The sequence below is a fragment of the Clostridium sp. DFI.1.208 genome, assembly GCF_024463855.1.
GTDB lineage: Bacteria > Bacillota_I > Bacilli_A > Erysipelotrichales > Erysipelotrichaceae > Clostridium_AQ.
This window is the reverse complement of record NZ_JANGCA010000065.1, coordinates 1-18,652: the sequence shown is the minus strand read 5'-3', so window position 1 is coordinate 18,652 and position 18,652 is coordinate 1. Positions and strand designations below refer to the sequence as shown.

Here is an 18,652-nt window from a genome sequence, read left to right as displayed (position 1 = left end):
TTCTAACGCATAATCAATGAGTTTTTGTGTACCAAAAAATATGATTCCTTCAGTTATTTTGTAGTTAAGACACAATATTTAAAAATGGCATCAACCACATTTCCTTAGGTTGATGCCATTGGGCTGTATTCGGGCTTTAAAGCTAAATTTTATTTGCAGGAAGGTTCTAAATTTGATAAACTGAACGAAGCGGGCTGTTATTGAAGCAAACGACAGCGTTATAGAAAGAGGTGATGGTATGGCAGAAAATGCATATGATGGAAGCAGTATACAGATTCTTGACGGCCTTGATGCTGTACGGAAACGACCGGGTATGTATATCGGCTCCACAGATTCCAGAGGCTTGCACCATCTGGTTTGGGAAATCGTAGACAACTCGATTGATGAGGCATTGAACGGCCATGGGGATACAATCCGCATAACGATAGAAAAAGACAACGTGATCTGCGTGGAGGATGAAGGGCGAGGTATGCCGGTGGATATGCATGCCAGCGGTGTTCCTACTGTGCAGGTCATTTATACGGTACTGCATGCCGGCGGTAAATTTAGCACGGAGGGTGGCTATAAGACCAGCGGCGGTCTGCACGGCGTTGGTGCCAGCGTTGTAAACGCATTGAGTGAATGGGTGGAGGTTACGGTTCATCGTGACGGTAAAATCTATCGCATGAGCTTTTCCAACGGCGGACGGGATGTCTCCAAGCTGGAGGTTATCGGCAAAACGAATAAAACCGGCAGCAAGGTGCGTTTCAAGGCAGATAAAACAATGTTTTCAACAACGAAGTTTTCCTTCCACCAGATTGCGGAACGCGCCCAGGAGGATGCGTTTTTGCTGGAAGGTCTGAAGCTTGTCGTACGCGATGAGCGTGAGGGTAAGGAACGCGAGGAGGTTTATCATTATGAGCAGGGACTGGTTGCCTTCATGGATTATCTGCATGAGGATAAGCAGGTCTTTCATAAGCCGGTAGCCTTCAGCGGGATGAGCAATGATATCAAGGTGGACTGTGCCTTTCAATATACAGATGAATATCAGGAGAATATTTTTTCCTTTGTCAACATCGTTCGTACCAAGGATGGCGGAACGCATGAGACCGGAGCGAAGAATGCCTTTACCAAGGTATTCAATGAGTATGCAAGAAAAAACGGTTTACTGAAGGAAAAGGATAAGAACTTTGAGGGAAGTGATGTCCGTGAGGGGCTGACGATCATCCTGTCGCTGGGGGTTCCGGAAAATCTGCTGCAGTTTGAAGGGCAGACCAAGGGCAAGCTGGGAACGGCAGAGGCGAAGGCAGCTGTGGACAGTATTGTAAGTGAAAAGCTGAGCTTCTTCCTGGAGGAAAACAAGGAGCTTGCCATCACACTGATTAAGAAGATGCAGCGTGCTTCCACGGCACGTGAGGCTGCCCGCAAGGCGCGTGAGGATGCCCGTAAGGGGAAAACCAGAGGAAAGACTGAGAAGATACTATCCGGAAAGCTGGCAAGCGCGCAGAGCAAGGATGCCAGAAAAAAAGAGCTGTATCTGGTCGAGGGTGATTCTGCCGGAGGCAGTGCCAAGCAGGGAAGAGACAGCAAATATCAGGCGATTCTGCCATTGCGCGGTAAGGTGCTGAATACCGAAAAGGCAAGCATTACGAATATCGAAAAGAATGAAGAGCTGAATACCATTATTCATGCGCTGGGAGCCGGTGTAGGAGCAAATTTTCATGCAGAGGATTCCAATTACCATAAGGTCATTATCATGACCGATGCCGATACCGATGGTGCGCATATTCAGATTCTGCTGCTGACCTTCTTCTACCGCTATATGCGGGAGCTGATTGAACAGGGTATGGTGTATATCGCACTGCCGCCGCTGTACAAGCTGCAAAAGGGTAAGGATATTCAGTACGCATGGACGGATGAAGAGCTGGATGAGCTGCGCAAAACCTTCCCGAAGGGCTTTAGTCTGCAGCGTTACAAGGGACTTGGTGAAATGAATGCGGATCAGCTGTGGGATACCACCATGTGTCCGGAAACCCGTACGCTGATTCAGGTAACGATTGACGATGCGGTTGTGGCAGAGAAGCGCGTATCCGTTTTAATGGGGGATAAGGCCAATCTACGCCGTGACTGGATCGAGGAAAACGTATCCTTTACACTGGAAGATGATTATGAAGTGGAGGCAAGACGATGAAGAAAAAAGAACTGCCTGCTGTTGAGCATCACAGCAGCGTCATTTCCTCTCCGCTGGAAGAAATTATGGGAGATCGCTTTGGGCGATACTCAAAATATATTATTCAGGATCGTGCACTGCCGGATGCCAGAGATGGTCTGAAGCCGGTGCAGCGAAGAATTTTGTATGCGATGTATGAGGATGGCAACACCTGGGACAAGGGCTATCGTAAATCTGCAAAGACGGTCGGTCTTGTCATCGGTAACTATCACCCGCATGGAGATTCCTCCGTGTATGATGCGATGGTGCGAATGTCACAGGAATGGAAGATCCGTACCCCGCAGATCGATATGCAGGGAAATAACGGGTCGATTGATGATGATCCCGCCGCAGCGATGCGTTATACAGAAGCAAGGCTTGGGAAAATCAGTGAGCATCTATTAAAGGATATCGAAAAGGAAACTGTGCTGTGGGCACCGAACTTCGATGATACCGCAATGGAGCCGACGGTGCTTCCTGCCCGGTATCCAAATCTGCTCGTCAATGGTATTACGGGGATCGCTGCCGGGTATGCGACCAACATCCCGCCGCACAATCTGAGCGAGGCGATCGATGCAGCTGTGTATCGTATCCAGCATGCGGACTGCACGCTGGATGAGCTGATGGAATACATACAGGGTCCGGATTTTCCAACCGGAGGAATCGTTCAGGGAATCGAAGGAATCCGGGAAGCCTTTGAAACCGGAAAGGGCCGCATCATCATCCGCGGCAAGGCGGAAATCGAGCAGAAGAAGACCGTCCAGCAGATTGTCATCACGGAAATTCCATATGAAGTCGTCAAGAGCAATATGGTCAAAAAGATCGATGATATCCGTCTGAACAAAAAAATCGAGGGTATTCTCGATGTCCGGGATGAAAGTGACCGTAACGGTCTGCGTGTCGTTGTGGATATGAAAAAGGATGCCAATGCTGAGGTAATTCTGAATTATCTGTATAAAAATACCGATCTGCAGGTTTCCTATAATTATAATGTTGTGGCGATCGTTGACAAGCGTCCGATTCAGATGGGTCTGGCACCGATGCTGGATGCCTTTATCGAGCATCGCCGTGAGGTGATTGAGCGCAGAAGCCGTTTTGATCTGAAAAAGAAGGAAGACCGCTGTCATATACTGGAGGGGCTGATCAAGGCAGTATCCGTTCTGGATGAAATCATTGCATTGATTCGTGCCAGCAAGGACAAGGCGGATTCCAAGCGCCGCATCATGGAGGCCTTTGCTTTCAGCGATGCGCAGGCAGAGGCTATTGTCACCATGCGTCTGTATCGTTTGTCCTCGACGGATATCACACAGCTGCGTGAGGAGTATGCCATGCTGCTGAATGAAATTGAGGAGCTGCACGATATTCTGGAAAATCCAAGGATGCTGAAAAAGGTGATGATTCGCGAGCTGAACGAGGTGAAGAAGGCCTTTAAGACACCGCGCCTGACAAGCATTGAGCATGAAATCGAAGAAATTGTTATCGATAAGGTAGCAATGATCAACAGTGAGCAGGTAATGTTTACAATTTCCCGTGACGGTTATTTCAAGCGGGTTTCCATGCGCAGCTATGGTGCCAGCAAAGAGGATATGACCGGACTGAAGGAAGGCGATCACCTCGTCGGCTATGGAGAGGTGAATACGCTGGATCATGTATTGTTCTTTACAACACAGGGAACCTATGGCTATACGCCGGTATATGAGGTCGAGGAATCCCGCTGGAAGGAAATCGGAAGCCATATCAATTCCACGATTCGCATCAGCGGAGAAGAAAAAATCACGGATGCCTTTGTCCTGCGCAGCTTTGCAACAAATGCCTACATGATTTCCGTTACGAAAAACGGACTTGTGAAAAAGACGGCAGTACAGGAATATGAGGTGTCACGGAACAATAAAACCATGAGCAATATGAAGCTGCTGGATGGGGATACGGTCGTGAAAACGATGATTGCCTATGATTATGATGAAATTCTGATTGCATCCAGAAATGGATTTGTGAGTCGTTATCCGGTGTCGCTGATCCCGAATACCTCTCCGCGTTCCAAGGGTGTGAAGGCAATGAATCTGGTGCTGGATGAAGTTGTCAGTGCCTGCATTCATCACGAGGATGCTTCCCAGCTGATCGTCTTTACGGATCAGTGTCAGGTGAAGCGCATCAAGCTGAGCGATATCGATGTGACCGGTCGTCCAACCAAAGGCAGCATGATCTGTAAAAAGGTGAAATCCAAGCCTTATCAGATTGCGCATATCGCACTTCATGAGCTGAATGATGAGCTTGTCATCATCAATGATGAAACGCAGAAGATTCTTGCGAAGGATATCAGTCTGATGAGCAGGGATGCTACCTTCTCTTCGCCGCTGCATACCACGCAGGAGTATTATTTCCTGCGTACGCTACCCATTGTAGAGCAGCGAGAGCTGACAGCACAGCCAAAACAGGAATATGAGGAACCAGAGCTGTTTGAAGAAGAGTCATAAATAAAGAAAGAAAGCCGGGGCGCCATGCTTCGGCTTTTGTACGTTCTTTCAGCGTACAGTATTAAATTGCCTTGAACGGGTGATAGCAGTCCTTAGGCTATTTTCAGAAAGCAGTATGTTGAAAAAGCTGTATGAATGCAAGAAAGCTATAGAAAATAAACAGATGTGCAACAGCTGTATCTCGCCAAGCTATGGATATGCCTGCCGCCAGTCATGCACGGTATATTTGCGAGTGCTGAATATCATGAGCCTTCATGAAATAATGAAATGTACGTCTTTAAAAAGCAGGAAGTATCCTATATTTCATGTGGATCATTCTCATTTGAAAGCAGTCAGCTGATGCCTGGGATGCCTTTTTTCTACATGCTGAAGCGAACAGAATTTCCTGATGGATCAGCACGTGCCTCAGACATAGCAGCTATACCCTTTTTCTCCTCTCGCAAGCCATTGAGCTGCTGATTTGTTTAGATTGTCACCTTATGAAAATCAACCTGTTTGCAGAAATGATTCCGGTTTAGACACAGTAAGAACGGTTTAAACACATTTCATTGTATAGCGAGGATGATTTTGTGATAATAAATTTGTAAAAGACCGTAAGCTGTTACATGCTTTGGCTTGTATACAGAAATCGCTCACAAGGGGTATACCCCTTGTCTTACCTATTCCATAGGCAAGACAAAACCTACTGCCCTCTTGTGAAATTACTCGCTGCGGTCTGATGAAAAGGAGGAACTAGTATGAAAAAATGGCAGAGGCGATGGCTGTCCATGGTGCTTTGTTCGTGTTTGCTGGCAGTGATACTTCCGTTTACCCAAATGACCTACGCATCGGAAACAGAGTGCACACACATCCACGATGAGAACTGCGGCTATAAGGAGAATGCAGGCAGGTCCTGTACACACATCCACGATGAGAATTGTGGTGAATCGCGCCTGAAAAGCGATTTGGATACTGCAGGCAATACGTCGCCAAACCTGCAAGAGGTGAATGACAAGCAACCTGTACCATTGCGTTATGAGCCTGCTGTTTATGGCTTGACAGCCACCGGAATGGCAGAGGGTGGCAGTGTTTACGATGCGCAAACATTGGCCACAGCACTTGGAGGAAGTGAAAATGTGACAATTAACAAAAGCGTTGTCACATTAAAAAAGAATGTGAATCTAAAGAAATATATGGTTGTATACAATACCTCACTTACGTTAAATCTCAATGGATTTACACTGGGAGCCCATGACAAAATAGATGCTGTGAAATATGAAAGTATGCTTGCCGTAACCAATGGAGAATTAACAATTAGAAACGGGACAATAAGCAATACTTCTGATGACATTAGCACCGCAATTAGTATGTTTAAAAGTGGTATGGTTCAGCTTGATGATGTTGCTTTGATTGAGGGAAATATTTTAGGTGATAAAGGCAGTACACTTCAGCTAAACGGGAATGCTGCAATCAGGGGGAATTTTATGTTCAGCGGGACGGTCAAAATAGCAAACGGCTCAACGCTTGACTTAACAGAAGGCAGCCTTGCCTTTGCTGAAAGCCGCAGATTTGTCCTTTTCAAGCAAGCTGGGGAGCCTTGGGATACAAATACACCTTTGGTCTTAGCGAATAAGCAAACCAGTGATTGGCTTGTCACATTGGATTCCATCGCAAGCAGTCTTCCTGATGGATATTCTCTTGCATACGTACGAAGTAAGCAAACCAGCTCTTGGATATTGCAGGAACCTGGACATAAGGTGGATTATCATCTGGCAGATCATGTGAACGCGAATTCTACACCGGGAAGTGTCGTTGCGGGAAGCACATTATCTATAACTCTTACTGCCGATGCAGGGTATCGGGTAATTCATGGCAATATCCATGTTTATGAGATTGTAGGCAATGATAAAAAGAAGCGGGGATATAGCTATGATGAGAAAACAGGTGTTTTAACAATTGACAATATAAGCACAGATTTACAGATTGAGGTTTTGGAGAAGATTGTTGTAACATCAGATACTGTAAAAAACGGACAGATTGAGATTGAGGATAACGCTGGGCAAACTACCATCAGCTCTGAATTTTTGGCTGTCCAGCAGGAAAAAATTATAATTCGGGGAAATCCTGATGCAGGCTACCAGCTCTCCTCGCTGACAGTGAACGGGGATACATTTGAGTCAGGCTCAGTATATACAGTGACGGGTCCAACCATGATCAAGGCTGTGTTTGAACCTGTCTTAACCCCTGTCGAGGTTGCTCCGAAAATAACAACCACTTCTTTGAAAAGCGGGATGGAAACAGCGGCATATCAAGAGCTGCTTGGGGCAAGTGGCAGTACACCGATTACATGGAGTGTGGTAAAAGGAAGATTTCCGGACGGACTGACGCTTACCGCTTCCGGTCATATTAAGGGAACGCCAGTCATTCCCGGGACGTATCGTTTTACACTTAGAGCAGCCAACAGTGCTGGCAGCGATGAGAAGGAATTTACAATTGAAATAAGACCTCTTCCAAATGGCACAAACTACCGATATAAATCTTTGAATGATCCAGTAAGCGGCATTACGGTGAATGGTGTATTTAGCAGCGATGCTGAATTGCGTATTAAGCGCAATCAGGGGCTTCATGAAGAAGGTACCTGTGCTGCCTGTGATGATATCCGTGCTCGCCAAAAGAGGGGGGAACTGATGGCTCTTTACGATATCAGTCTTACTGCAGGCACTTATCAGGGAGAGGTAGAGGTATCCATACCACTACAGCAAGCAGGTGAAGAGGAAACAGTCTATTTTCTTCATTGTAATCATAAAACTGAGGAGCGTAGAATGATAAAGGTATCGGATGGTACCGTAACCGGCACATTTAGCAGTCTTTCACCTTTTGCTGTGGCAAAGGTTAGCGAGAAGAAGACGATTACCGGTCTTCCAAAAAGCCATACGATGTCTGTGGGAGAGAGTGTAAGCTGGACACCGAAGCCGGCAGGGGGCACCTGGAGCTATGATAAAAACATGCTGGAAATGAGCCAGAGTGGTGATGTTTATACCTTTACAGCATTGCAGACAGGAAAAACGACGGCTACCTACACCGTGGATGGCGTAACCCATAGTGTAAATATCAGCATGATTTCTTCCAATATTCCTAAAACTGGGGACACTACAAATTCAGTAATCTGGATGCTGGGGATAGCGGCGTCTGTACTGTGCTGTCTTGTACTGGTAAGCAACAGAAAACATGAGAATAATAGTAGGAAATAGTGTAGGAAGTGTTATGCACATACTGTGTTGAAATCCCCCTTTCGTTTGAAAGGTATAGGACAAATGCACAGCAGGCCATGTCGTGCAGCTGCCTGCATAAAGGTCTTGCATACAATCGTAGGGATTTCTTGCGCAACGCAAAAAGCCGCTGATCAATGAGCTTCAGCGTTAACGTTAGTATTGTCAACGTATCATGAGAGAACCAGCCTGATATGGGGATAGCACTTCTTCCTTTGAAAAAAATGAAAGCCATCGCGGTTTGAATCTGCGATGGCTTTATGGATATACGAACAGGAACTGAGAATGTGTTGTTGCTTGGACAAAAATAGGGATATGCTCTGTTTTGTCTTCAAAATACTTGCCTACAGCCAAAGCATCCTGTTGATCAAGCCGGCGTTTAAGCGGCCTTTTTAAGCCACCGCAGCGCACAGTATAATCCACGCTACTATGAAATTCTTTGTATGATTCAGGAGCCTTCTGTCTTCGTTTGTATTTTACAGCTTTATCATTATCCGTTATCAAATCTCATATAGCTTTTTTTGGTGGAATCAGAACTGCTTGCGCTTTGATGCTGCAGGTATTTTCAGCTGCTCCCGGTATTTTGCAATGGTTCTGCGAGATACATGCAAACCATCCTCCTTCAACAGATCACACAGCTTCTGGTCACTGTACGGCTTCTTTTTATCCTCCTGATCAATTCGTGCGCGCAGGCGCAGGTGAACCTCGTTTGCGCTTGTATCTTCATTCACTCTGGCAGGAAAGAAGAATTTCAAGGGAATAATCTGCTGTTCAAATAAGATGGATTTCCCGGATACAGCACGGGATATGGTGGACTCGTGCAGATGCAGCTTTGCGGCGATCTCCTTCATATTCAAGGGCTTCAGCTGTCCATGCTGCAGAAAGAAATCCTGCTGTACAACGGCAATGACCTCCATAATGCGTTCCATGGTGGAATTGCGCTTTTCAATACTGCCCAGCAGAGCCTCCGCCTGCTTTTGCTGCTGGCTCAGATATTTTGCTGTGTCCGCATCTGCATCCTTTACAGGAGCTTGCATGCGTAGTCCATAGGTTTTGCGAAACATCTGTATATGGATTTCATTCTCCTCCACAATTACCTGCATATCCGGATTCACATAGGCACTGCTCGTCGCATAGCGTGCACCCGGCTTTGGATCAAGCGAGCGAATCAGGGCGATTGCCTGCAGCACATCCTCCAGAGGTATCTGCAGCGCCTCTGCAATCGCAGGAAGCTTGTTCTCGCTAACCTCCTTCAAATAGTAGTTTACAATCATGATGGCAATCTGGGAGTAGGGGATGTCTTCAAAGCACAGCTGAATCAGCAGGCATTCCTGAAGGCTTCTGGCACAGACTCCGGCCGGCTCAAAGGTTTGTATCTCATTGATCGTATCCTCGATGTCATCCAGACTGTACTGTGGAAGCATGCGCTGGATATCTTCATCCTTTAGCTGCAGATAGCCGTTTCCATCCAGTGAATTGACGATAAACTCCGCAAGCTCCTTATGGAGTGGATGCAAACATGTGGCAATCTGCTCCTGCAGCACATCTGCAAGCGTCTGCTCGTTTGTCACAAAATTCAAAAGCAGATCAAAATCCTGCTGGCAGTGCGATGCGGCTCCGGTTTCATAGGCATCATCAAATTCCAGCAACGGATTTTTCTCCAGCTCCTCTTCAATCCAGGATTCCAGCTCCTGATTGTTCATTTCCAATATTTTTAGATCCTGCTGCTGCCGAATGGATAGCTTCTGCTGCTGTGTAAGGTTTTGCAGGACACGTGTTTCCAGTTTCATTTTACATCACCATTTTTATTATACATGAAATTGAAAGAGTTTTCATCTGGGAAATTTAGGTTTCTCACACAAGAATCACGAAAAGGTATGATATAATGAACAGCATGTAAGGAGGGAAGCTATGCAGATTGATACGTTACAAAGGAAAATTGATGAAATACAGGCTGTATACAGAAGCTTAAAGCAGCGTTCCTCTTCCTATGCGATGCAGCGAGGTATTCTGATTCTGATTGCTTTGTTTGCCCTGTTTCGCGGATATTATTATGAGCAGCTTTTTTATGTGCTCTGCGTGCTTTCACTGGGACTGTTTCTGTATGTTGCCGCAAAGCACAGAGCGCTGAAACAGAAGATAGAAGACCATGCGGTTATGCTGGAGGTACTGCAGGATGTCTTGCGGCGTAAGAACAATGGATGGAAAGCATTTCAGGATACCGGAGCTGAATTTCTGTATGAGGAGAATACGCAGGCATATGATCTGGACCTGCTAGGGGATGCCAGCCTGTATCAGTATCTCTGCGTGGCCAAAACCGTATATGGAAGAGCCAGACTGGCTGAGCTTCTCAGTGCACAGCACCAGGATCGCAGGACTTTGCAAAGCCGCAGCGCTGCTGTGCAGGAGTGTGCTCGAAAGACGACATTCACCTTTACTCTGACACAGCTTTTAAAGCTGTATGAGCGTCATGGGCAGCGAAAAAAACGTTCTACGATGGAACATATCCTAAGCTATATGGAAGACGAACAGGCACAATATCCGCGCATTGTGCGTATGCTGTGTGCGCTTGTATCTGCCCTCACGCTTATGTCACTGTTTCTTTTTCTGTCAGGTATCATCCACTATGGCCCCGTGCTCATACTGGCAACATTTTCACTGTGCCTTTCGCTTCTGTTTTTTATGAAGCATGCCCAGCAGCTGTCCAGCGTAGCACCACTGGCACATCTGATTGAAGACTATGAGCGAATCTTTCATTTAATTGAAGAGACCACCTTTCAAAGTGATGCTCTATGCAGGATTCGTAAGGATGTGGAGGAAGCTTGTGCTGCTATAAAAAAACTGCGCCGTATACTGATGCTGGTACAGCTGCGCTCCAACAGCATCCTGTTTTTCCTCGTCAACGCCCTTGGATTGCTTGATTTCCAATGTGTGATAGCTCTGCAGGAGTGGAGGCAGCGCTATGGCAGAACCCTGCGCATCTGGCTGCAGGATATCGGAGAAATTGAAGGCTATGTATCCTTGGCACAGCTGAATCTGGCAAAAGAAGCAACCTGTATTCCGGATGTTACACCTGAGCCTCCTTATCTAAAGGCCGAGTGTATCGTGCATCCGCTGCTGGAGGAGGGCAGTGCTGTCGCGAATTCCATAACAATCCATAACGGCACCTATATCATAACCGGCTCCAATATGTCAGGAAAAACAACCTTTTTACGAACGCTGGGCATCAATCTTGTACTGCTGCATGCCGGCGCCAGTGTCTGTGCCGCTTCCTTTTGTGCAAGCAGTATGAACCTGTTTACCTCGATGCGCGTGCATGATAATGTAAGTGAGGGAATATCCACCTTTTATGCGGAAATCCTGCGTATTCAGCAAATGAATGAGGCAAGCAGAAGGCAGGAGCCGATGCTAGTTTTGATTGATGAGATTTTCAAGGGTACAAACAGCGCGGATCGCATTTACTGTGCAACAAGTGCGATTCGTCATCTGCATCAGCCATGGATCATTACCTTGATCTCCACACATGATTTTGAATTGTGTGAGCTGAGCAACGACCCAGCCATACAGGCAGTGAATTATCATTTCTCGGAATATTATGAAAATGATCGCATTTGCTTTGATTATCGGCTGAAAGAAGGGAAATGTACAACAACGAATGCCAGAGAGCTGATGCGTCTGGCCGGATTCAAGGAGGAAGTATGAGCAAAACATTTGTACTGGCTGAAAAGCCAAGTGTAGGAAGAGAGCTGGGAAGAGTTCTTGGCTGTCCGATAAAAAAGGACGGCTATATGGAGGGAAACAAGTATGTGGTGTCCTGGGCGCTGGGACATCTGGTAGAGCTGGCAGATCCGCAGGATTATGATAAACGTCTGGAAACCTGGGATATGCAGGACCTTCCAATGCTGCCGGACAAAATGCAGCTGAAGGTGATTGCACAGACCGCACGACAATACAAGCTGGTAAAGAGCCTGCTGCACCGTGGAGATATTCGTGATATTGTAATCGCTACGGATGCCGGAAGAGAAGGGGAGCTGGTGGCTCGCTGGATTCTTGAAAAGGCAGGTGTACGAAAGCCGATGAAGCGTCTGTGGATTTCGTCACAGACAGATAAGGCGATCAAAGAGGGCTTTGCGCACCTCAAGGATGCCAAAGAATATGAACCCCTGTATCGCAGTGCGGTATGCCGTGCTGAGGCAGACTGGCTCGTTGGGTTGAATACCACCCGTGCGCTGACCTGTAAATTTAATGCGCAGCTTTCTGCCGGTCGTGTGCAGACTCCGACACTGGCTATGATTGTGGACAGGGAAGCAGAAATCCGCAAATTCGTGCCGAAGGAATATTTTACACTGCGTGTGGATGCCGGTGCCTTTGTGCTGGATTATCGTAAGAATAACAATGCATCCATCGCGGATCGCAAGCAGGCAGATGCGCTCATGAAGCAGCTGAAGCACAAGCAGATTACGATTCAGGATGTGGAGCGTAAGCGTCACAAGGAACAGCCGCCACAGCTCTATGATCTTACGGAGCTGCAACGGGATGCCAATCAACGCTTCGGCTTCAGTGCAAAGGAAACGCTGAATTATATGCAGAGCCTGTATGAAACACATAAGCTGTTGACCTACCCACGTACCGATTCCCGCTATCTGAGTCAGGATATCGTAGGGACACTGAAGGAACGGCTGCAGGCAATTCGCATTGATGTGTATGAGCCGTTTGCAAAAGAGCTGTTGAAAAACGGCTATAAGATCAGCCGCCGCTTTGTGGATGATAGCAAGGTATCGGATCATCACGCCATCATTCCGACCGAGGAATATGTAGAGCTCCAGCGTCTTTCACCCAATGAAAAGAAAATCTATGATCTGGTGGTTCGCAGGTTTCTGGCTGTGCTGAGTATGCCGAGTGAATATGAGAAGACCAAAATTCATGCGGTGTGTGAGCATATGGACTTTTATGCCAGCGGAAGGATTATGAAAACGGATGGATGGCGTGCACTTTATCAGAAAAACGAACGCTTTGATGAGGATGAGGAGCTGGACGACGATCAGAATCTGCCATCTCTTGCGAAGGGACAGCAGTATCCAATCAAGGATGTGCGCATCACCTCACATTTTACCAAGGCACCGGCACGCTATACGGAGGCAACCCTGTTATCGGCTATGGAGCATCCATCGAAATTTATCAAAAACAGCCGTATGAAGGCTGTATTAGAGGATGCGAATGGAATCGGTACCGTGGCAACACGTGCGGATATTATTGAAAAGCTGTTCAAAACCAACTATATTGAAAAACGCGGGAATTCCATCTATCCGTTAAGCAAAGGAATCCAGCTGGTATCACTGGTACCAGAGGAGCTTCGCTCTCCGCTATTGACGGCAACCTGGGAGGAAAAGCTTACCGCAATCAGCAAGGGGAAGCTGAAGGATAAAAGCTTCATGAAGGAAATGCGCAGCTATGCCAGTGACCTGGTTGAAAAGGTGAAAAACAGTGAGGCAAGCTACCGCCATGATAATATGACGCAGAAAAAATGTCCTGAATGCGGCAGCAATCTGCTGGAAATCAACGGGAAACGCGGAAAGCTTTTAGCCTGCAGCAGTCCAACGTGTAAATACAAGCAGAATCTGTCGTTCACCAGCAATGCCCGCTGTCCGAAATGTCATAAGAAGCTGAATGTAGTCGGAGAAAAGGAAAAGCGTCTGTATACCTGTGTATGCGGCTTCCGCGAGAAATTTGACCGCTTCAATGAGCAGCTAAAGGAAAAGCGCAATGTCGCCGGACGTGCAGAGCTGCAGGATTTCAATAAAAAGCAGGAGACGGAAAAAAAGCAGGAAAAGAGTGCCTTCCAGCTCGCCTGGGAAGCTGCACAAAAGGCAAAGGAGTGAGACTGTGAAACAAGCAATCGTTCACATTGCGCTTATCGTACGTGATTAAGATGAAGCCATCGAATTTTATACAAACAAGCTTCATTTCACCCTTGTGGAGGATACCTATCAGCCGCAGCAGGATAAACGCTGGGTTGTTGTATCACCGCCGGAAAGAAATGCTACGACGATTCTGCTCGCAAAGGCTTCCAAATCACGACAGGAGGCATGTATCGGTGATCAGGCAGGTGGCCGTGTCTTCCTGTTTCTTGCGACGTATTACTTCAAGAGAGATTATAAGGATATGAAGCAAAACGGCATTCATTTTGTACGGGAACCCAAAGAGACGGATTACGGCACTGTTGCTGTATTTGAAGATCTGTATGGAAACCTCTGGGATCTGGTACAGTTTTAAGAGGGACATCCGATGTGTAAACGGCTGTAACAGGAATCGTCAATACCGTAGCTGCGCATATACGCGTAGCTACTTTTTTCATTAGATGCTGTGTTTGCGATTGAAATATGATATAGTTAAGAAAATGGTGAATGCCGGTGCAGGATAGCTTTGTGGGGATGTCTTTACTGCGTAATCATGCTTATCATCATGATTACTGGCTTTATTCTGTGAACAGCAAAAGGAATCAGACGATGTAAGATAAGCAGGGCAACTGAAGGCATATCTTACAGTAACATGCGTTAACGTAAGAAAAGAAATGGAGAATACGATGAAGGAAATACAATTTTTAAAGGGCGAACGGGTGTATCTGCGCCCGTTTACTGATGAGGATACGGATTTTTTTGATGTCTGGTACAACGATGCGCGGACAAGGGCGAAGATTGCTGCACCATATCCGACAACGGCTGCACAGTCTTTACAATGTGTGCAGCGCAGTGGACATGACTGTATATGGTTGGCAATCGTTACCTGTGAGAAACATGAAGTGATTGGAGAAATCGGGCTGCTGCGAATGTTTCCTGCCTGGCGGACGAGTGATCTGACAATTATCATTCCCCATGAGTCGCATCAGGGGAAGGGCTATGGCACAGAGGCAATCCGCCTGCTGATGGATTATGCCTTTGGTGATCTTGGCTTTCACAGACTAGCCATCGGTGTTGTGGGATTTAATACAGATGCATTGCGTTTTTACGAAAAAAACGGATTTAAGCAAGAGGGAATTCAGGAAGACGGCTATTATTACCATTATGAATATCACGATTTTATCATGATGCGGATTTTAAAGGAAGAATTTCTGCAGCTTATGAGACAATAAATAATAAAAAAGTGAAAAAGATCACTTTTATCAGATAGCATAATACGGCGTTTTTCAAGTATGCGTAATGAGCTTCCTTCTCGGATTCTCTTAATAAATCCATTTTGGGAACTATCGGGATATTGGGAAAACTTTGTGAGAACGGCTAGGACGGTGAAATCTTAAAGGATAAGGGCTAAATTTGCTTACTGCATGCAGGAGGGTTCCTTATCTCACGTTGTAGATATGTATAATGGATACTAGATACCATGAAAAGTGAGCATTTTTTAGAGATGCACAATTGACTTAATAAGCAGTTGTGAAAGCTGCCATGGATTTCGATATACAAATAAAAACGATGGAAAGGATACTTGAGACTTTTATCTTTGCCATCGTTTTATTATTGTATTCTCTTTTGGAATTCGGTTATCGCTCAAAAAATTGAAGCAATAAGATAAATGCTATACCGAACCAAAAAGATACGGAACAAGCTAAAAACAATTTCTTATCTTTTTTTGCAATGAAACTGAATAGTATTTCAAAAGCTATGATTCCTAGCAAGATATCGAGCATACAAATTTCCCTCTTTGATCGAAATGCAAAATCCGATTGACCAGCCTTCTGAAAGCAGGATTGTCACTAACTGTCTTTTTTTGCTTGGCATCGTTTATTTAAACAAGATACAGGTTTGCATACTGTATGGCGATGATTGTTTTGGCATCTTCAATCGTTCCATCATTCACCATAGCGGCAGCCTTACGGATATCCACCCACAGTGTTTCGATTTCCTCATCCTCATCCATGGCGCGGGGATGCTCTACCGGAATCAGCTTTTTTGTCCAGTACAGATAGATTTTCTCACTGCAGAAGCCGGGCGTTGAGTACATGGCGCAAAGCGTTTCCAGCCGTTCGCTCGTATAGCCGCTTTCCTCCTCTAGCTCCCGTAAGCCGCACAGATACGGATCCTCTCCCTTTTCCAGCTTTCCTGCGGGAATCTCCAGAGTTTCCTTCTGAATTGCATAGCGGTACTGTCTGACCAGTAAAATTTTTCCATCCCTGATAGCGAGGACACCGACACCGCCGTCATGATGAATCACATCTCTGGGATATGTTTTTCCCTTGATTTCAACCTCATCCCGGCTCATATGAAAGATTGTTCCCTCATATACCGGTGTAGAAGATATTTTTTTCTGCATTGTATTCACCTCGTGTTCTAATTATAACCTAGAAAAGGTGTGAAAGCTAGAGCTGTTCCAGGATTCCCTGTGCAATGCCTTGTGCGAGGGCAGTCTGTCCCTCCTCGCTGCACATATAGGCTGCATCCGCACTGTCGGTGATGAAGCCAAGCTCCAGCAGCATGGCAGGCACGGGATTGCTGTCAATCACATACAACGAGCTTTCCTGTGTGCTTTTCAAGCCGCGATTTTGCGTGTATCCAAGCTCCATCAGCCTCTGCTCAATGGACTGCGCCATGGCTGTGATCGTATCATTTTTATAATCGATATAGGCTTCAAAGCCGCTGGCACCATCCCCGTATTCACTGGCATTGGTATGTATGGAAATATAATAATCCGCTCCCGCTTCCTTCGCGATGGCAACGCGGGTGCGAAGATCGTCCTTGTTATCGTTTGACCAGCTGACCTCATCACTGGTACGTGTATATACCACCGTACAGCCTGCCTTCTCCAGCCGCTCTCCGATTTTCTGCGTGATTGCAAGTGTAATATCCTTTTCATAAACCCCGTCATAGGAAACGCTGCCGGTATCATAACCGCCATGTCCCGCATCCAGGACGATCACCTTGCTTGCATCAAAGGATGCTGCCTCCACCTGCAACGGGCTGCTGGTTGCTTTGTCCGTGAGCCATGCATAGCCCTGCTGCGCTGCCGCACTCAAGAATCCGATTGCCAGGCACAGCATGAGAAGGCGAGCCCATCTTCGTATATTTCTCATGTAATCACTTCCTTTTTACAAATCCATTATCAGGGAAGCGTCTGTTCGGCACTTGTTTGTTTCGTGATGTTTTTCTGAACTCGTTTTATAACTCTATAAAACATGTGCATACTAGCCATGAAGGAGTGATTATGATGGATAAGAAAACATTGCAGGATACTGCAAAGAAGCATGTGCCTGCTCAGCACAAGGGCAGAAATGCACTGATTGCATTCATCAGCGGAGGAGCTCTTGCTGTTGTGGCACAGCTGTTTATGATGCTGTGTATGGATATGTTCGATTTGGATAAGGATACCGCGGTTTCGGTTACCGTTGTTACGGTGATACTGGTCACAGCACTGCTGACCGGCTTCGGTGTCTATGATAAGGCGGCACAGAAATGCGGGGCAGGCTTGTTCATTCCCATCAGTGGCTTTGCGAATTGTTTGACTTCGTGTGCGATTGAGGGACGAACAGAGGGCCCGATTTTCGGTATTGGCAGCAATATGTTTAAACTGGCAGGCTCGGTTCTGACTTATGGAATCGCAGCGGCGTTCGTCTTCGGTACGATTCGCTACCTGCTCTTTGGTGCCTGATATGCGTACGGTTACTTTTAAGAACGTCTATGTACAGGCGCGCTCTGCTGTTGTAGGGCCATTGGAAAAGGAAGGGCCGCTGGGAAGTCTTTTCGATAAGAGCTATGAGGATGCTTATTGTGGGGAGTCCAGCTTTGAAAAGGCGGAACGTGTATTATTGGGAGATGCTGTCGATTTGACCCTGCGCAAAGCGGGGAAGGGAGTTCAGGATATCGATTTACTGGTAGGCGGTGATCTCATCAACCAGCTGACCAGCTCACATTATTTTGCCAAGGATCTGGAGGTGCCGTTTCTTGGAATGTATGGCGCCTGCTCCACCTCCTCCCTGGTCATCGGTACCGGCGCTGTATGGGTAGAGCATGGATTGGCAAGGCAGGTTTTGGCCTTTACCAGCTCACATGTGGCAACTGCAGAGCGACAATTTCGCTTTCCTAACGAATATGGCATACAGAAGAAGGAGACGACGACCTCGACGGTAACGGGTGCCGGTGCTGCTTTATTATCGAATGAGAAAAGCAACATACGGGTAGCTGCCTTTACGCCTGGCAGAATTGTCGATTGGGATCATAAGGATGCCAATGATATGGGGCTGGCAATGGCACCGGCTGCCTATGATACGATTACTCAGCATCTGAAGGATATGCATCGCGAGCTGAAGGATTATGACATGATTGTTACCGGAGATTTGTCAAAAATCGGATTCTCCTTTCTGGTTGACCTTATGAATCAGGAGGGCTATGACATCGATAACCGCCTGCATGACTGCGGCTTGATGATCTATGATTTTGAGCATCAGGATATCTTTTGCGGTGGTAGTGGATGTGCCTGCAGTATGTGTGTGTCCATGGCGAAGCTGCTGAAAAAGCTGGAGGACGGGGAATGCTCCCGTATCATGGTTGTGGCGACGGGGGCACTGCTGTCGCCAGTGGCAGTTGCACAAAAGGGAACCATACCATGTATTGCACATGCCATCGTATATGAAAGACAACTATATTAAAGTCAAGTAGTAATTTATGAAAAAGTATGAAATATAAAATACTTGAAAATATAGTATTCGATCTTTGAAATTGTGAATGTAAATATGTTGAAAAGAACTATAGTTAAAA

The 18,652-nt window shown here is 46.4% G+C and carries 12 protein-coding genes; 9 read left to right on the top strand and 3 right to left on the bottom strand.

The annotated features are described in order from the left end of the window. The first annotated feature begins 238 nt into the window (after positions 1-238). The 3 genes from parE (at position 239) to NE665_RS20785 (ending at position 7,892) form a co-directional block, all read left to right on the top strand. Entirely contained in the window at positions 239-2,170 is a 1,932-nt protein-coding gene (gene parE, locus NE665_RS20795; protein WP_118654763.1) for a DNA topoisomerase IV subunit B, read from the top strand. Beyond that, positions 2,167-4,662, top strand: a complete 2,496-nt coding sequence (gene parC / locus NE665_RS20790) for a DNA topoisomerase IV subunit A (RefSeq protein WP_118654762.1) — start codon at positions 2,167-2,169, stop codon at positions 4,660-4,662. The genes parE and parC overlap by 4 nt, the downstream gene beginning before the upstream one ends. Before the next feature lie 737 nt (positions 4,663-5,399). After that, entirely contained in the window at positions 5,400-7,892 is a 2,493-nt protein-coding gene (locus NE665_RS20785; RefSeq protein WP_117444610.1) for an Ig domain-containing protein, read from the top strand. 548 nt (positions 7,893-8,440) lie between these two features. Here the strand turns inward: NE665_RS20785 and rpoN are convergent. Beyond that, entirely contained in the window at positions 8,441-9,700 is a 1,260-nt protein-coding gene (gene rpoN / locus NE665_RS20780; protein WP_117444611.1) for an RNA polymerase factor sigma-54, read from the bottom strand. Positions 9,701-9,821: 121 nt separating this feature from the next. On the opposite strand from rpoN, the gene NE665_RS20775 reads away from it, so the two are divergent. From NE665_RS20775 to NE665_RS20760, 4 genes are all read left to right on the top strand, one after another. After that, the gene (locus tag NE665_RS20775; RefSeq protein WP_117444612.1) at positions 9,822-11,612 is read left to right on the top strand and encodes a DNA mismatch repair protein; all 1,791 of its coding nucleotides are present in this window, start codon (positions 9,822-9,824) and stop codon (positions 11,610-11,612) included. Then, positions 11,609-13,789 (top strand): DNA topoisomerase III, encoded by a 2,181-nt coding sequence (locus NE665_RS20770; RefSeq protein WP_233104805.1) that lies wholly within the window; start codon positions 11,609-11,611, stop codon positions 13,787-13,789. The genes NE665_RS20775 and NE665_RS20770 overlap by 4 nt, the downstream gene beginning before the upstream one ends. 58 nt (positions 13,790-13,847) lie before the next feature. Continuing rightward, positions 13,848-14,183, top strand: a complete 336-nt coding sequence (locus NE665_RS20765) for a VOC family protein (RefSeq protein ID WP_256302618.1) — start codon at positions 13,848-13,850, stop codon at positions 14,181-14,183. 310 nt (positions 14,184-14,493) lie between these two features. Continuing rightward, positions 14,494-15,039: a GNAT family protein gene (locus NE665_RS20760; RefSeq protein WP_117444614.1), complete on the top strand. Its 546-nt coding sequence runs from the start codon at positions 14,494-14,496 to the stop codon at positions 15,037-15,039. Between the two features lie 650 nt (positions 15,040-15,689). Here the strand turns inward: NE665_RS20760 and NE665_RS20755 are convergent. Continuing rightward, positions 15,690-16,214 carry an NUDIX hydrolase gene (locus NE665_RS20755; protein WP_117444615.1) on the bottom strand — a complete coding sequence of 175 codons (525 nt, stop codon included), beginning with the start codon at positions 16,212-16,214 and terminating at the stop codon, positions 15,690-15,692. A 46-nt stretch (positions 16,215-16,260) separates the two neighbouring features. Next, positions 16,261-16,971, bottom strand: coding sequence for an N-acetylmuramoyl-L-alanine amidase (locus tag NE665_RS20750; protein WP_117444616.1), 711 nt, complete (start codon positions 16,969-16,971; stop codon positions 16,261-16,263). 134 nt (positions 16,972-17,105) lie between these two features. Between NE665_RS20750 and NE665_RS20745 the strand changes: the two genes are divergently transcribed. Next, positions 17,106-17,546 (top strand): SpoVA/SpoVAEb family sporulation membrane protein, encoded by a 441-nt coding sequence (locus tag NE665_RS20745; RefSeq protein ID WP_035302908.1) that lies wholly within the window; start codon positions 17,106-17,108, stop codon positions 17,544-17,546. Between the two features lies 1 nt (position 17,547). Then, positions 17,548-18,543 (top strand): stage V sporulation protein AD, encoded by a 996-nt coding sequence (gene spoVAD / locus NE665_RS20740; protein ID WP_233104807.1) that lies wholly within the window; start codon positions 17,548-17,550, stop codon positions 18,541-18,543. Positions 18,544-18,652: the final 109 nt, after the last annotated feature.

Bases quoted from the DNA above. Each gene is read 5' to 3' on its own strand.
- parE (WP_118654763.1), top strand. From the start codon at position 239: ATGGCAGAAAATGCATATGATGGAAGCAGTATACAGATTCTTGACGGC.
- parC (WP_118654762.1), top strand. From the start codon at position 2,167: ATGAAGAAAAAAGAACTGCCTGCTGTTGAGCATCACAGCAGCGTCATT.
- NE665_RS20785 (WP_117444610.1), top strand. From the start codon at position 5,400: ATGAAAAAATGGCAGAGGCGATGGCTGTCCATGGTGCTTTGTTCGTGT.
- rpoN (WP_117444611.1), bottom strand. From the start codon at position 9,700: ATGAAACTGGAAACACGTGTCCTGCAAAACCTTACACAGCAGCAGAAG.
- NE665_RS20775 (WP_117444612.1), top strand. From the start codon at position 9,822: ATGCAGATTGATACGTTACAAAGGAAAATTGATGAAATACAGGCTGTA.
- NE665_RS20770 (WP_233104805.1), top strand. From the start codon at position 11,609: ATGAGCAAAACATTTGTACTGGCTGAAAAGCCAAGTGTAGGAAGAGAG.
- NE665_RS20760 (WP_117444614.1), top strand. From the start codon at position 14,494: ATGAAGGAAATACAATTTTTAAAGGGCGAACGGGTGTATCTGCGCCCG.
- NE665_RS20755 (WP_117444615.1), bottom strand. From the start codon at position 16,214: ATGCAGAAAAAAATATCTTCTACACCGGTATATGAGGGAACAATCTTT.
- NE665_RS20750 (WP_117444616.1), bottom strand. From the start codon at position 16,971: ATGAGAAATATACGAAGATGGGCTCGCCTTCTCATGCTGTGCCTGGCA.
- NE665_RS20745 (WP_035302908.1), top strand. From the start codon at position 17,106: ATGGATAAGAAAACATTGCAGGATACTGCAAAGAAGCATGTGCCTGCT.
- spoVAD (WP_233104807.1), top strand. From the start codon at position 17,548: ATGCGTACGGTTACTTTTAAGAACGTCTATGTACAGGCGCGCTCTGCT.